Source organism: Pseudonocardia sp. NPDC049154 (assembly GCF_040648315.1).
Taxonomy (GTDB): domain Bacteria; phylum Actinomycetota; class Actinomycetes; order Mycobacteriales; family Pseudonocardiaceae; genus Pseudonocardia.
On sequence record NZ_JBEZDN010000009.1, the window covers coordinates 92291 to 105830 of the forward strand.

Consider the following 13540-nt stretch of genomic DNA (forward strand, 5'->3'; position numbering starts at 1 on the left):
ACGAAGCATTACATCTCGACACCGCGATGTGGGCCGTGACCGGCCCGCTCGCGAACCGGTACACCCGGCTGCTGGGTATCCGGCATCCCGTCGTCCAGGAGGGCATGGGCCCGTTCCGGACCGCGCGGCTCGCCGCGGCGGTGTCGGAGGCGGGCGGCCTGGGCACTGTTAGCGTCCCCGGCGCCGTCGGGGACCTGGACGTAGCAGCGGTCGACCTGCGGCGCAGCGTCGAGGAGTGCGCCTCCCTGACCTCGCGACCCTTCGCGGTCAACATTCCGGTCGGGCAGCGGCGCGGGGGCGTGGCGCCCTCGGCCCTGCGCTACCTGGACACCGTGCTCGAGGCGCGGCGGGCGGACGGGGGGCTGGAGCGGCAGCTGCGTGTGTTGACCACGTCGGCAGGGTTCCCCGAGGGCCTGACCTCGCGGCTGCACGACGAGGGGCTGCTGCACCAGCACAAGGTCGGCTCGACGCGTCACGCCCGCAAGGCCGCTGCGGCCGGCGTGGACGCCGTCATCGCCGCCGGCTTCGAGATGGGCGGCCATGCGCCGACCAGCCGCATGCACACGTTCGTCCTCGTGCCCAACGTCGCCGACGCCGTCGACGTCCCGGTCGTCCTGACCGGCGGTGTGCGGGACGGCCGCGGCCTCGCCGCCGCCCTCTGCCTGGGTGCGGACGCGGTGGCACTGGGCACCCGGTTCGCGGCCACCCGGGAGAACACGGAGTGGAGCGCGGGCTACCGGGAGGCGGTGCTCGCCGCAGAGGAGAGCCAGGACATGGTGATCGACGGGGTGTTCGGCCCGTGCCGCGTCCTGCGCAACACCGGCGCGGAGGAGATCGCCGCCGCGCAGGCCGAGGGGCGTGCGCACGCTGCGGAGAAGATCGCGGCGATGCGGCTGGCGCAGATCGAGGGGGACGTCGAGCGCGGCCTGGTCCTGATGGGGCAGGTCGCGAGCGGCATCACGGAGACGGCCTCGGTCGGGGAGTTGATCGAGCGGATGGTGGACGACGCGGCAGCGGCGCTGGGCAGGCGGACGGCGTCGTCGCGGGGAGCGGTGACATGGACCTGAAGGTGACCCGCTACGAGGTCGACGAGGCGGGCGTGGCTACGGTGTGGCTGCACCGCCCCGAGCGCCGCAACTCCTGGACCGGGCGGATGCACGACGAGTTCCGCTGGATCTGCGCGCAGCTCGACGACGATCCCGCCGTCCGCGTGATCGTCCTGACCGGCACCGGGACCACGTTCTGCATCGGCGCCGACCCGAAGGCGCTGAGCGGCTACGTCGGCAAGGAGCACTATGATTCCGGGCTCTCCGCCGAGCCCGCCAACCCCGGATACGGGGTCCGCCCGGAGTTCGACTCGGACCTCGCCTGGCAGCTGGGCCTGCGGACACCCATGATCGCCGCGGTGAACGGGGCCTGCGCCGGCATCGCCGTCGCCCTCGCCGCTTTCTGCGACCTGCGCTTCGCGGTGGCCGGGGCCAAGTTCACCACCGCGGCGCCCAAGCTGGGGTTGCCCGCCGAGTACGGCTTGTCCTGGATCCTGCCGCGGCTGATCGGCATGACCCACAGCGCGGACGTCCTGTTCACCGGCCGCGTGGTGCGGGCCGAGGAGCTCGACCGGATGGGCTTCCTCAACGGGGTGTACCCGGCGGAGGAGTTCGACGACGCGGTGCGCGCCTACGCCCGTCGCCTCGCCGCGGTCTCGCCCGCCTCGGTCACCACCGCCAAGCGGCAGCTCTGGGCGGACGCGTTGAGCACCGACGCGCGGGCCGCGGTGGAGGAGAGCAAACGGCTGATCGGCACAATGATGCGCGAGCCGGACTACGAAGAGGGCGTCGCGGCGTTCCTCGAGCGGCGCGAGCCGGACTTCTCCCGGGGGCGGGCATGACGGCCGCGGAGACCACGGGCGTGGCGGAACGGCGCTGGGGGCGCGAGGTCGAGCGCGCCACGGTGCACGGCCACTCCTGCCTCGTCTACCGCCGGCGCCCTCGCTCGGTGGGTGAGCTGTTGCTGGAACGGCGCCGCTGGGCCGACCGCGTGCTGTTCGTGCAGGGCGACCGCCGGTTCACCGGACCCGACCACGAGCATGCGGTCGGCCGGGTCGCCGCCGCGCTGCGGGACCGCGGGGTTCGGTCCGGGGACACCGTCCTGCTATTGGGGTTCAACAGCATCGAGTGGCTCGTCACCTTCTGGGCGCTGCAGTCGATCGGCGCGGTCGCGGCACTGGGCAACGCGTGGTGGAGCGACACCGAGGTCGCCGCGATCACCGAGTTGCTCGCGCCGACACTGGCCGTGACCGACCGGGACGTGCCCTCGGTGCCCGCCGTGCGGTTCGACGAGATCCGCGCGGTGGTCGACCGGGAGGACCGGCCCGAGCTCATCCTCGCCCGGCCCGCCGAGGACGGGCCGGCGCTGGTGATGTTCAGCTCCGGGACCACGGGGCTGCCCAAGGGGGTGCGGATGTCGCACCGCTCGGTCGTCGCGAACATCCAGAACGTCCTCTCGCTGACCGGCAGACAGCCCGACGAGCTGCCCGCCGACCACCCGGGCACCGTCGGGCTGCTCACCGCGCCGCTGTTCCACCTCGCCGGGATCCAGGTCAGCATCACCACGATGCTCTCGGGCGGGCGGATCGCGCTGCTCCGCGGCCGGTTCGACCCCGTCGAGGTGCTCGAGCTGATCCAGGCCGAGCGGGTCCGGGTGTGGGGCGCGATCCCCACCATGGTCTCCCGCGTGCTCGACCACCCAGGCTTCGACGACTACGACACGAGCAGCGTGTCGTCCGTGCCGATGGGCGGAGCCGCGATCTCGCCGCAGCTGCGCGAGCGGGTAGGGAGCCGGTTCTCCGGGGTGCGGTCGCGGGTCGGCAGCCTCTACGGGCTCACCGAGGCGGGCGGGATCCTGGCCGCTGGGTCCGGTCGCGAGCTCACGGCCCGACCGGGCGCCGTCGGCCGGGCGCTGCCCGTGGTCGAGCTGCGCATCGACGGCGCGGGAGCGGACGGCACCGGCGAGATCCACGCGCGGACTCCGGCCATGACGGACGGCTACCTCGGCGACCCGACGCCGCTGACCGACCCGGACGGCTGGATCGCCACCGGCGACCTCGGCCGGCTGGATGACGACGGCTGGCTCTACGTGACCGGCCGCAGCAAGGACATCATCATCCGGGGCGGCGAGAACATCGCGGCGGTACACGTCGAGGAAGGCGTCGCGTCCCACCCGGACGTCGCCGAGGTCGCCGTGGTCCCCCTGCCGGACCCGGACCTGGGTGAGGTCGTGGGTGCGGCCGTGGTGCTGCGCCCCGGCGCGTCGGCCAACGAGCGGGAGCTCGCCGCGCACGCCGCCCGCACTCTGGCCCGCCACGAGGTGCCGAGTCGCTGGTGGTTCGCCGAAGGACCGCTGCCCACCAACGCCTCGGGGAAGGTGCTGCGCCGAGCGGTGCGCGCGCAATGGCCCGCCGACCCCGAACCCGACATCGAGGGAGAAGCCTGATGGTCGACTCCGACCCGATCCTCGTCGAACGCGACGGCGCGGTGGGGCGGCTGGTCATGAACCGGCCGGACAAGCACAACGCGCTGCGGTTCGACGATCTCGACGTCCTCGTCGAGGCACTGCACGGCCTCGAGGACGACGACGAGATCAAGGTCATCGTGCTCAAGGGGAACGGGAAGTCCTTCTGCTCCGGCCACGACTACAACGACGCCGCCCTGTCCTACGGCCTCGAGCCCGGCCCGGACGGCCGCAAGCCCCGCCGCCCGAGCCAGCGCAAGCGGCTCGCCCGGGACCGCAGGCTGGGGGAGAACTACAAGGCCTTCCAGTACGCGCTCAAGCCGGTGATCGCCCAGGTCCACGGCGTGTGCACAGGGGCGGGGCTTTACCTGGTCGAGCTGGTCGACCTCGCGGTCGCCGCGGACGACACCCGGTTCAGCCACGCGGAGCAGCGGCTCGGCCTGGCGGGCAACACCTGGCACCTCAACTCGCAGATCCTCCAGTACGGGCCCAAGCGTGCCCGGGAGCTCCTGCTGCTGGGGGACGACTTCGACGGACCCGCCGCGCGGGAGATGGGCCTGGTCAACCGTTCCGTCCCGCGCGCCGACCTGGAACGCACCGTGGAGGACTGGGCGCACCGCATCGCGCAGCACCCCCGCGACGCGCTGGTCACGGGGCGGGCCATGTGGCAGATGGCGATGGACTCCCTCGGCGGCAGCGACCAGTTCGCCCGTGGGTACGTCGGTCACACGCTCGGCACCAACCTGCGCTTCGAGGACGACGAGTTCAACTTCCTGAAGGAACGCGCGCGCACCGGGACACGCGAGGCCTTCGCCTCGAGGCAGCGGCACTACACCACGGACTGACCACTACCCCGAGGAGATGTCATGGACGACATCGTCACGATCCGGCGCGAGATCGACCACGTCCCGCTGCGACCCTTCCATTGGAAGGTGCTCGCCCTGGTCATGCTGGCCGTCGTCTTCGACGGCATCGACGCCCTGGTCCCCGCCTACGCCATCCCCTTCTTGGAGAAGGACTGGGGGCTCTCGGCGGCACAGAGCGGGCTGCTCGTTTCGGCCGGACTGGTCGGCATCGCCGTGGGGGCGCTTCTGCACGGCCCCATCGCCGACCGCACCGGCAGAAGGCCCGCGCTGCTGGCGGGCATGCTCATCTCGGGAGTGTTCAGTGTGGCGACGGCTGCGCTGGCCACCGGGCCGGTGTCCTTCATGTCCTTCCGCGTGCTGACCGGCTTCGGGCTGGGGGTGATCCTTCCGATCGCGATCGCTTACCTGAACGAGTTCCTGCCGGTCAAGGTGCGCAACCGGCTCGCGATCCTGGGCGCGGCCGGGTTCTCCGTCGGCGGGATCGTGGCGGGGCTGTTCGGCGTCTACGCGGTGCCCGAGCTGGGCTGGCACTCGCTGTTCTACATCGGCGGGGTCACGATCGTGCTGGCGGCGGTCTACCCGTTCGTGCTGCCGGAGTCGCCCGAGTGGCTGGCCTCGCGCGGTCGCGCGGGGGAGGCGAGGGCGGTGTTGGACCGGGTTGCCCCCGCGGATGTGCGCGCCGCCGCTGTCGCCGCTGCGGTGCCGGCTCCCGTGGACTCCGCAAATGCCGGTCCGGGTCACGCGCGCCGGGACTGGCGGCTGCCGCTGCGCCCCGAGTTCCTCGGCCGGACCCTGGCCCTGTGGTATTCGGCGTTCTTGCTGCTCTTCGTCGCCTACGGGATCACCGGCTGGGCCCCGACCCTGCTCATCGAGCGCGGGTTCACGATGAGCGCTGGGTTCGCGCTGAGCGCCACGCTGCAGGCGTTGTCCCTGATCGGCGGGTTGCTCGGGGCCTACCTCGCCGACCGCTGGCTGGGCACTCGCAACCTGCTGATCCTCTGGGGCGTGCTCGGTGCGCTCACCGTGTTCGTCACCGGCATCGCCGGCACCGGTGCGCTCACCGCCGTCGCGGTGGCCCTGACCGGCATGTTCGTCCACGGCGGCCTCTACGTCCTCTACAACGTGTGCGCGCAGACCTACCCCGTCGAGGCACGCAGCACCGGCCAGGGGCTGATGATCGGGGTCGGCCGGTGGGGCGCGGTGCTCGGCCCGGCCATCGGCGGCGCGCTCCTGGGCGTCCTGGGCAGCAAGGACGACTTCTTCATCGTCCTGGCGGTGATCACCCTGCTCGCGGTGGCGGGGCTCTTCGCGATCCGCACCACGGGACGTCAGGCCGCGGCGGTGGAGGAGCGGCCGGCGACGACCGTCCCCGCGGGGGAGGAGTGACGCCCGGCGTCGGCGAACCGTTCCCCGGGGTCGCAACGGCGGCGGGTCGGCCGGGTGCCCGGCCCGGCCCGGGGCTCGTCGAGGCCGTCCGGGCGGTCGCCGCGGGCGAGGTCTCCAGCCGGGAGCTCGTCCGGCTGGCGCTCGACCGGATCGCGGCGGCTTCGGAGAACGCCGTGGTCACAGTCGCCGCCGAACGAGCGCTGGGCGAGGCCGCCCGGCGGGACGAGGACCTCATGGCGGACGGCCCCGTCGGTCCGCTGCACGGTGTGCCGTTCACCGTCAAGGACGCGATTGCCACGGCCGGGATCCGCAGCACCGCGGGCGCCCCGGAGCTGGGCACCCACGTCCCGGCCGAGGAGGCGCCCGCTGTGCGGCTGCTGCGCGCGGCCGGCGCTGTCCTCGTCGGGAAGACCAACTGCTCGCCGTGGTCGTCCGACCTGGAGACCCGCAACCCGGTCTTCGGCGTCACGCGCAACCCGTGGGACCCCGCCCGCACGCCGGGCGGGTCCTCCGGCGGCTCGGCCGCGGCCATCGCGACCGGGCTGTCCGCGTTCGACCTGGGCACCGACATCGGCGGGTCGGTCCGCATCCCGCCCGCGTTCTGCGGGGTGTTCGGGCTCAAGCCGACCTACGGTCTCGTGCCGGCGGGCGGCTACCTCGACACGCCGGCGGGCGCCGCCGACCCGGGCCCCGAGATGAACGTCTTCGGGCCGATCGGACACAGCGCCGCCGACCTCGGCGTGGTGCTCGACGTGCTCGCGGCCCCGTCGGGCGGGGACGAGGCGGCGTGGTCGGTCGCCCTGCCCCGGGCGCGCCCGGACATCCCGCGCGGCTTGCGCGTGGCCGTTCTCGACGAGCACCCGGTCACCACGACCGACCCCGCCGTCGTCGCGGCGGTCGGGCGGGTCACGGACCGGCTCGCCGACGCAGGCGCGATCGTCTCCCGCCCGGCCCCCCCGGTCCCGCTCGACGAGATCTTCGCCGGCTTCGGCACCACCCTGCGGGCCCAAACCGTGCTGAGCCATCCCGACGCCGCGCCCCTGCCGGTGCGGGACCTCGTCGCGTCGCAACGCGAACGGGCTCGCCAGCGAGCGGCGTGGGCGGAGTGGTTCACCCGCGTCGACGTGCTGCTGTGCCCGGCCGTGCCGACCCTCGCTTTCCCACACGACGGCCGGGGCCGCTTCCGGGACCGGATGATCCACTGCTCCGACGGCGTGGACCGACCCGGCCTGGTGCTTACTTCCTGGACGGGGCTCGCCAGCTCGCTGTACCTGCCCGCCCTCGTGTTCCCGGCCGAGGTCCATCGCGGGCTGCCGGTCGGGGTCCAGCTCGTCGGACCCCGCTTCGCCGAGCACACCCTCGTCGCGCTCGCCGAGGTGTGCACCCGCTGAGAACCGCTACATGTCCCGACCGCCGGTCACATCGAGCACGGTCCCGGTGACGAAGCTCGACAGATCCCCGGAGAGGAACAGCACGGCGCGGGCGACCTCCACGGGCTCGCCCGCACGGCCGAGCGGGGTCGCGGCGATCCGCTCGGCCCAGCCCGGGGCGCCCATCTCCTTCGCGCCGGGGGTGCGGATCAGCCCCGGGGCCACGGCGTTGACCCGAATCCCGAACCGCCCCCACTCCTTCGCAGCGGACTTGGTGAGCCCGATGATCCCCGCCTTCGCCGCGGCGTAGTGGGCCTGCGCCACCCCGCCCGTGCGCGCCACGATCGATGTGATGTTGACGATCGAGCCGCCGCCCTGCTCGCGCATGACGGCCGAGGCCGCGCGCATGGTCCGCCAGGCCCCCTTGAGATGGACGTCGACCACAGTGTCCCAGTGGTCGTCGGCCATCCGGCGCAAGGTGACCGGGCGGACGATGCCGGCGTTGTTGACCAGCACGTCGACCGACCCGAAGTGCCGACGGCATCCGTCGACCAACGCCACCACGTCGGCAGGGTCGCGCACGTCGGTGGGCACGGCCACCGCTTCGCCCTCGAACCCGCGGATCTCGGCGGTGGTGTCCTCCCCGCCCGCCCGGTCGAGGTCGGCGACCACGACTCGGCCGCCGTGGCGAGCCAGCTCCACGGCGATCGCCCGGCCGATTCCGCGAGCCGCGCCGGTGACGACGACGCTCCGTCCGCCGAGCAGCGGCCGAGGCAGCGCGACACCGACCGCTTCATCCGGAGCCGTCACCGCACGCCCACCGCGGACCCGGCGTCCCCCGCGAGGTCGACCCTGTCCTGCGCGCCCGACTCGAGCCAGTCGCGCAGCAACTCGGCCTTGAGCACCTTGCCCTGCGGCCCGGTGGGTAGCAGCGCCGATCGCAGCCACCAGCGGGTCGGCACCTGAAACCGGGCCAGCACCTCACCCACCTGCTCCCGCAGGTTCGCGGGGGTGGTCGCGGCGGAGATCACCACGACCGCCCCGACCTGCTCTCCGAGCTCGGGGTGCGGCAGCGCCACCGCGGCCGCCTCCACGACGTCCGGCAACCCGGTCAGCGCCTCCTCCACCCGGGCGCAGGCGATGTTCTCCCCGCCACGGATGATGACGTCCTTCGACCGGCCGGTGAGGTAGAGGTGCCCGTCCTCGACGCGGCCCCGGTCGCCGGTGTGCAGCCAGCCCTCGTCGTCGACCGGGGTCGGAGCCGGCGGGAGGAAGCCACTCATCAGGCCGGGGCTGCGGGCGAGGATCTCGCCGTTGCCGTCGGCGTCCGGGTCCACGATGCGGATGCGGGCCACCGGCAGCAGCCGCCCGACACTCCCCGGGCGGTCCGCCAGCTCGCGGGCGCCGCCCATCGCGAGCAGACCGCCCGTCTCGGTCATGCCGTAGAGCGAACCCGCCCCGCCGCCGCGCAGGTTCGGGAACGCCCGCCGCATCCGGTCCTGGAAGCCGGGCGGGGACGCCGACCCGCCCAGCCCGATGGACCGCAGGCTGGAGGTGTCGAACCCGTCGAACGCCTCGTGCTCCATCACCCGCACCACCATCGCGGGCACGGCTCCCCAGGTCTGCACCCGCTCGCGCTCCACAAGCCGCAGGACCTGCTCGGGATCGAATCGGCCCGGCTGGTAGACGAGCCTGCCGCCGGTGAGCAGAGGGCTCATCAGCACCTGGATCCCGGCCAGGTGGAACAGCGGCACGGTCATCAGGCTGACCGAGGCCGGGTGGTCAGCGGGCAGCTCGCTCGGCAGCCTGCGGGCCGTGCCGAGCAGGTTCTGCAGGTTGTTCACCACCGAGCGCTGGGAGAGCACGGTGCCCTTGGGGGTGCCGGTGCTGCCCGACGTGAACAGCACCAGGGCGGGATCGTCCTCCGCCACCTTCGGCAGTCCCGGGCCCTCCACGGGCGCCCCGAGCAGCAGGTCGGCGACCTCCTCGACGGCGGCGACCGGCGTTCCGGCGGGCACCCGCCCGCGGCCGGTCTCGTCCGCCACGACCAGCCGCGGCTCCACGCCGACGAGGATCCGCGCCGTCTCCTCGGCCGTCCACCACGCGTTGGCCAGCACCACGACGGCGCCGAGCAGGTGTCCCGCCCAGTAGACGACCCCGAGCTCGAGCCGGTTCCGCGACGACAGCACGAGCCGGTCACCGCACCGGACGCCCCGATCGACGAGCCACCGTGCGGTGCGGGCGACGGCGTGCTCGTGCTGGGTGAAGGTCAGCCGCCGGTCGTCCTGCACCAGGTGCAAGCGCTCCGGCCACCGGCGCCCGTCGAGGAGCAGCTCCGCCACGGACCGGCGCCGGTCCCGGTAGACCGGCGAGGGTCGTCCCGCGACCGTCTCGGTCACGACCTCGCGCCCCCACGCCGCGCGCTCGGGCGGCTTGCCCCTGATCGCGAAGGCCTCATTCATCGATGCTCCCCGACCGCGCGAACCGAGCGTCCCGCCCGCGGAAGGCGCTCTTCGTGCCTGCCCGGCTGCGCTCGCGGAAGAAGTTGAAGTCCTCCTTCTCGAAGGACAGGTTCGTGCCCAGGGTGTGGCCCACGATCCCGCGCTTGAACTGCTGGGTCGCGCCGAGGGAGTCCAGCGCCATCTGGTGGACGGCCTTCCCGGTGACGAGGGCGTCGCGGGGGTTCTTCGCGACGTCGCGGGCCCAGCTCTCCGCGGTCTCCTCGAGCTTCTCGAGCGGGACCGAGATGTTCGCCAGCCCGAGCTCGACGGCGGCGGTGCCGTCGAAGTCGGAGCCGAATAGCAGCAGCTGGCGCACCTTCTTCGGCCCGTACTGCAGCAGGAGGGTGTTCAGGTGCCAGGTGTTGCCGGCGAAGCCGAGCCGTTGTTCGGCGTGGCTGAACCGCGCGTCGTCGGCGCAGACGACGAGGTCGACCAGCTCGGCGAGGTATATCCCGAAACCCACCGCCGAGCCGTGCACCTGCGCGATGATCGGCTTTGCGGCGTACTGGAAGGCCATGTACTCCTCGGCGAGGCGCTGGTCGATCCGCAGCCGCTGCCGTTGGCTCATGCGGACGTGTCGGCCCTGCTCGTCCCGCTGGTCCAGGCCGTAGACCCGCACTATGTCGTCGAAGTCGTGGCCCACGCAGAAGGACTTCCCGCGCCCCTTGAGGAGGATGACCTTGATGGCGTCGTCGTCCTCCAGCTCGTGCAGGCACTCCACGAGGTAGGCGGTGTCGGCGAAGGTGAGGGCGTTCGACTTGGCGGGCCGGTCCAGGATCAGCCGGCCGATCGGTCCCTCCCGCTCTACGAGGACCGGGGGTCGGTCGTGCTCGGAGGTCATGGGGTGGTCTCCTTCGTGCGAGTCGGGTCGACGGGGTCCGAGACCGTCGGTTCGTGCAGGACCCGGGCGCCCGAGTGCCACGGGCGGCCGGGCATCCGGACCTCGACGCCGGATTCGGTGACAAGTCGGTCGAAGAAGTCCCGGTGCCGGCTCAGCTGGGGGTCGTCGAGCACCTCGGCGATCGACCGCACGGGCGCGACCGGGACCGCGTGCCGCTGTGCGAGCGCCAGCAGCTCGTCTCGGGTGTGGGCCCGCAACCACGGCGCGACCAGGGCGTCGACCTCGTCGGGGTACTCGATCGCCATCCCGTAGAGGTTCCGGTAGCGCTCCCGGGTCGCCCACTCCGGGCGGCCCATCATGTCCAGCAGGTTCTGCCACTCGCGCTCGCTGCGGCAGATCATCGCGACGTGGCCGTCCTTGCAGGGGAAGAGCCCGAACGGCCAGCGGCCGCCCGAGCCCGGCGCCCGGGCCCCCGCCCGGCGCAGGGGGATGCCGTAGTAGTCGGCGACGCCGCCGTAGATGCGCACGTAGGAGGCCAGCACCTCGGTCCCGGCGATCTCCACGAGGTGCCCCTCGCCGGCCGCGGCGGCCGCGAGTGCCCCTGCCGCCGCGGCCCCGGCGCCGTGCAGCCCGAGCTGGACGGCGCCGATCCCATACGGGAGCGCGAGCGGCTCCCGGTCCGGGTCGCCGACCATGTGCATGAGCCCGCTCAGCGCCTGGATGGTCAGCTCGCCCTCGTCCGGGCCCGCCGGGCCGCCGGACGCCGACAGCCAGACGTAGGTCAACCGCGGGGCCACTGTGTGCAGCGTCGCCCAGTCCAGCCCGCGGGCCGCCAGCTCGGGTTCGGGCAGGTCGGTGATCAGCACTGCGGCATGCGGCACCAGCTCCTCGAGCACGCCGCGATCGGTGTGCGGACCGCCCGCGAGCACCTCCTTGGGGGCGTCGAGGTAGAGCCGGGCCGCCCGGGTGAGCTCGGCGTCCCGGCCGTCGTCGTGCACCGCGAGCACCTCGGCGCCCGCGTCCGCCATCAGCTTGGCCGCGTAGGCCGCGGCGCGGGTGCGCCCCAGCTCGACGACTAGCAGCCCGGTCAGCATCTCCGTCACCGGAACACCCCCTCCCGCTCCAGCTCCGCCCGCCGGGCGGGCGTGAGGTGCCGCCCGTAGACCTCGTCGTCGGCCTCCCCGAGGCGGGGAGCCGCCGCCCTGACGCGCGGAACGGCGCCGTCGAGCCGCCAGGGGACGCTCGTCACGGTCACCTCGCTGATCAGCGGCTCCGGGTGCGGCACACGCTGCAGGAAGGCCCGCGCGGCGTATCCCTCGTCGGTGGCCACCTCCGCCGGGGTGAGGACGGGCGCGGCCTCGATCCCGCGCTCGCGCAGCCGGGCCACCAGCTCCGCCCGATCCGGACGACCGCCGTTCACGGCGGGCTCCGCGACCGTGCGGGCGGCGACCCACCGGTCCTCACCCGCCGCCGGGAGCAGCGACCACGGCCGTCCGTCTGGGTCGGTGTTGCCGCGGGGCGCGGGTTCGTCGAGCCCGAGCTGCCTGCCCACGAACGCCTCGCCGATCATGGCCACGCACGCCTCGGTCTGGGAAATGTCCACGTGCCGTCCCCGTCCGGTGGCGCGTCGGCCGTGCAGCGCGGCCAGGGTGAGAAAGACGCCGTGGAAGGAGCAGTTGAGGTCGGCCAAAGCGAGTGCCGAGCACCCCACCACCTCCCCGTCGGCGTACCCGATCAGGCCCTCGACCCCGGCGAGCGAGGTCATGACGGGCGCGTACGCGCGCTGGGTCCGCGACGGTCCGGTCTGCCCGTACCCGCTAGCGGACACGATCACCAGTCGCGGGAACTCCTCCAGCAGCCCCTCGACCGACAGCCCGAGCCGCTCCAACCAACCGGGCACGAAGTTCTCGATCAGCACGTCGGCGTCCGCGAGCAGCGTGCGGAGCAGTGCCACTCCATCCGCCGTCTTGAGGTTCAGCGTGACGCTGCGCTTCCCGGCGTTGGCCTCGTGCAGCAGCTGGAACGCCTCGCTCGCCGGGTACCCCTCGGGATCGGTCGGCCGGGGCAGCCGTGCGCGGTTCACGTCGATCTTGGCGCGGGACTCCACCTTCACCACTTCGGCGCCGAGCTCACCGAGGACCCGGCCGATCAGCGGCGCCGCGACGCCGGTCGTGACCTCGACGACCTGCAGCCCGCGCAGCCAGGCGACGTCGGCGACGGGGACGCGCTCACACATCGCTGCTCACCGCCCCGGCCAGCTCGTCCAGGAGGTCCTGCGACCGCAGAACCCGCCCGCCGATCGCGGCGCCCTCGGGCCCACAGAGCCGGGCAACCGCCTCGGCCATCACCGTGGGCGGTTCCGAGCGGGGATCGCCCTCCCGGGTCACGCCGTGGAAGACGGTGCCCGGGGTCGGGACCACCTTGGCCGGACCGAGCGCGGTGACCCGCACACCGTCCTCCCACACCTCGGCGGACAGCCCGGTGGTCATCCGTTCCAGGGCCGCCTTGCACATCCCGTAAACCGTGGCCGTGCCGGTTCGTCCGAAGCGGCTCGGCGGGGTTCGCGGATGGCCCGCGACGTCCGAGGTGATGTTGCAGATGCGCCCCGAGGCGCGGTCGCGCATCCCGGGCAGCACCATCCGGCACAGGTGCAACGGTGCGTGCACGTTCACCGCGAGCATGAGCTCGGCCTGCCGATCGGGGAACGCGCTGCCCGGTGCGAAGTGGACGACGGCGGCGTTGTTCACCAGGATGTCGACCTTGCCGAACTCCTGCTCCGCGGCGCGAACCAGGTGCTCCCGGGCGGCGGGATCGGTGAGGTCCGTGGGCACGGCGATCGCCCGTCCGCCGACGTCGGCGATCGCGGAGACCGTCTCCTCGAGCGTTCCCGCCAGCTTGCCGGGGCGCTCGCTGGTGGAGCGCGCCGCGGCGACGACCGCCGCGCCCTCCGCCGCCAGCGCGCGGGCGATCGCGGCTCCGATCCCGCGACTGGCACCGGTCACCACAGCGACTTCGCCGACCAGGGAGGTGCCGTTGAGGGGCCGTTTCACGAGTGTTCTCCTCAGT

General features: G+C 73.3%; 12 protein-coding genes. 6 read left to right on the forward strand and 6 right to left on the reverse strand.

The features are described 5' to 3' along the window. The first annotated feature begins 35 nt into the window (after nt 1-35). The 6 genes from AB0B41_RS07780 to AB0B41_RS07805 are packed head-to-tail and all read left to right on the forward strand — an operon-like array spanning nt 36 to nt 7153. Nucleotides 36-1067, forward strand: coding sequence for a nitronate monooxygenase (locus tag AB0B41_RS07780; protein ID WP_358200190.1), 1032 nt, complete (start codon nt 36-38; stop codon nt 1065-1067). Next, nucleotides 1058-1888, forward strand: coding sequence for an enoyl-CoA hydratase-related protein (locus AB0B41_RS07785; protein ID WP_358200192.1), 831 nt, complete (start codon nt 1058-1060; stop codon nt 1886-1888). The genes AB0B41_RS07780 and AB0B41_RS07785 overlap by 10 nt, the downstream gene beginning before the upstream one ends. Further along, on the forward strand, nt 1885-3492 hold the full coding sequence (locus tag AB0B41_RS07790; protein WP_358200194.1) for a class I adenylate-forming enzyme family protein: 1608 nt from the start codon (nt 1885-1887) through the stop codon (nt 3490-3492). Before AB0B41_RS07785 ends, AB0B41_RS07790 begins: the two co-directional genes overlap by 4 nt. Then, nucleotides 3492-4355, forward strand: a complete 864-nt coding sequence (locus tag AB0B41_RS07795) for an enoyl-CoA hydratase/isomerase family protein (protein ID WP_358200196.1) — start codon at nt 3492-3494, stop codon at nt 4353-4355. The genes AB0B41_RS07790 and AB0B41_RS07795 overlap by 1 nt, the downstream gene beginning before the upstream one ends. Before the next feature lie 21 nt (nt 4356-4376). Continuing rightward, nucleotides 4377-5762, forward strand: a complete 1386-nt coding sequence (locus tag AB0B41_RS07800) for an MFS transporter (protein ID WP_358200198.1) — start codon at nt 4377-4379, stop codon at nt 5760-5762. Beyond that, nucleotides 5759-7153 (forward strand): amidase family protein, encoded by a 1395-nt coding sequence (locus tag AB0B41_RS07805; RefSeq protein WP_358200200.1) that lies wholly within the window; start codon nt 5759-5761, stop codon nt 7151-7153. Before AB0B41_RS07800 ends, AB0B41_RS07805 begins: the two co-directional genes overlap by 4 nt. A 6-nt stretch (nt 7154-7159) precedes the next feature. Here the strand turns inward: AB0B41_RS07805 and fabG are convergent, their stop codons facing one another. Genes fabG through AB0B41_RS07835 form a run of 6 tightly spaced genes read right to left on the reverse strand, consistent with a single transcriptional unit; the run spans nt 7160 to nt 13524 of the window. Next, the gene (gene fabG, locus AB0B41_RS07810; RefSeq protein ID WP_358200202.1) at nt 7160-7942 is read right to left on the reverse strand and encodes a 3-oxoacyl-ACP reductase FabG; all 783 of its coding nucleotides are present in this window, start codon (nt 7940-7942) and stop codon (nt 7160-7162) included. Then, entirely contained in the window at nt 7939-9594 is a 1656-nt protein-coding gene (locus AB0B41_RS07815; RefSeq protein WP_358200204.1) for a class I adenylate-forming enzyme family protein, read from the reverse strand. The genes fabG and AB0B41_RS07815 overlap by 4 nt, the downstream gene beginning before the upstream one ends. Beyond that, on the reverse strand, nt 9587-10474 hold the full coding sequence (locus tag AB0B41_RS07820) for an enoyl-CoA hydratase/isomerase family protein (RefSeq protein WP_358200206.1): 888 nt from the start codon (nt 10472-10474) through the stop codon (nt 9587-9589). The genes AB0B41_RS07815 and AB0B41_RS07820 overlap by 8 nt, the downstream gene beginning before the upstream one ends. After that, nucleotides 10471-11568, reverse strand: coding sequence for a CoA transferase (locus AB0B41_RS07825; protein WP_358200263.1), 1098 nt, complete (start codon nt 11566-11568; stop codon nt 10471-10473). The genes AB0B41_RS07820 and AB0B41_RS07825 overlap by 4 nt, the downstream gene beginning before the upstream one ends. Before the next feature lie 5 nt (nt 11569-11573). Further along, the gene (locus tag AB0B41_RS07830) at nt 11574-12710 is read right to left on the reverse strand and encodes a CoA transferase (protein WP_358200208.1); all 1137 of its coding nucleotides are present in this window, start codon (nt 12708-12710) and stop codon (nt 11574-11576) included. Continuing rightward, nucleotides 12703-13524: an SDR family NAD(P)-dependent oxidoreductase gene (locus AB0B41_RS07835; RefSeq protein WP_358200210.1), complete on the reverse strand. Its 822-nt coding sequence runs from the start codon at nt 13522-13524 to the stop codon at nt 12703-12705. Before AB0B41_RS07835 ends, AB0B41_RS07830 begins: the two co-directional genes overlap by 8 nt. Nucleotides 13525-13540 lie beyond the last annotated feature (16 nt).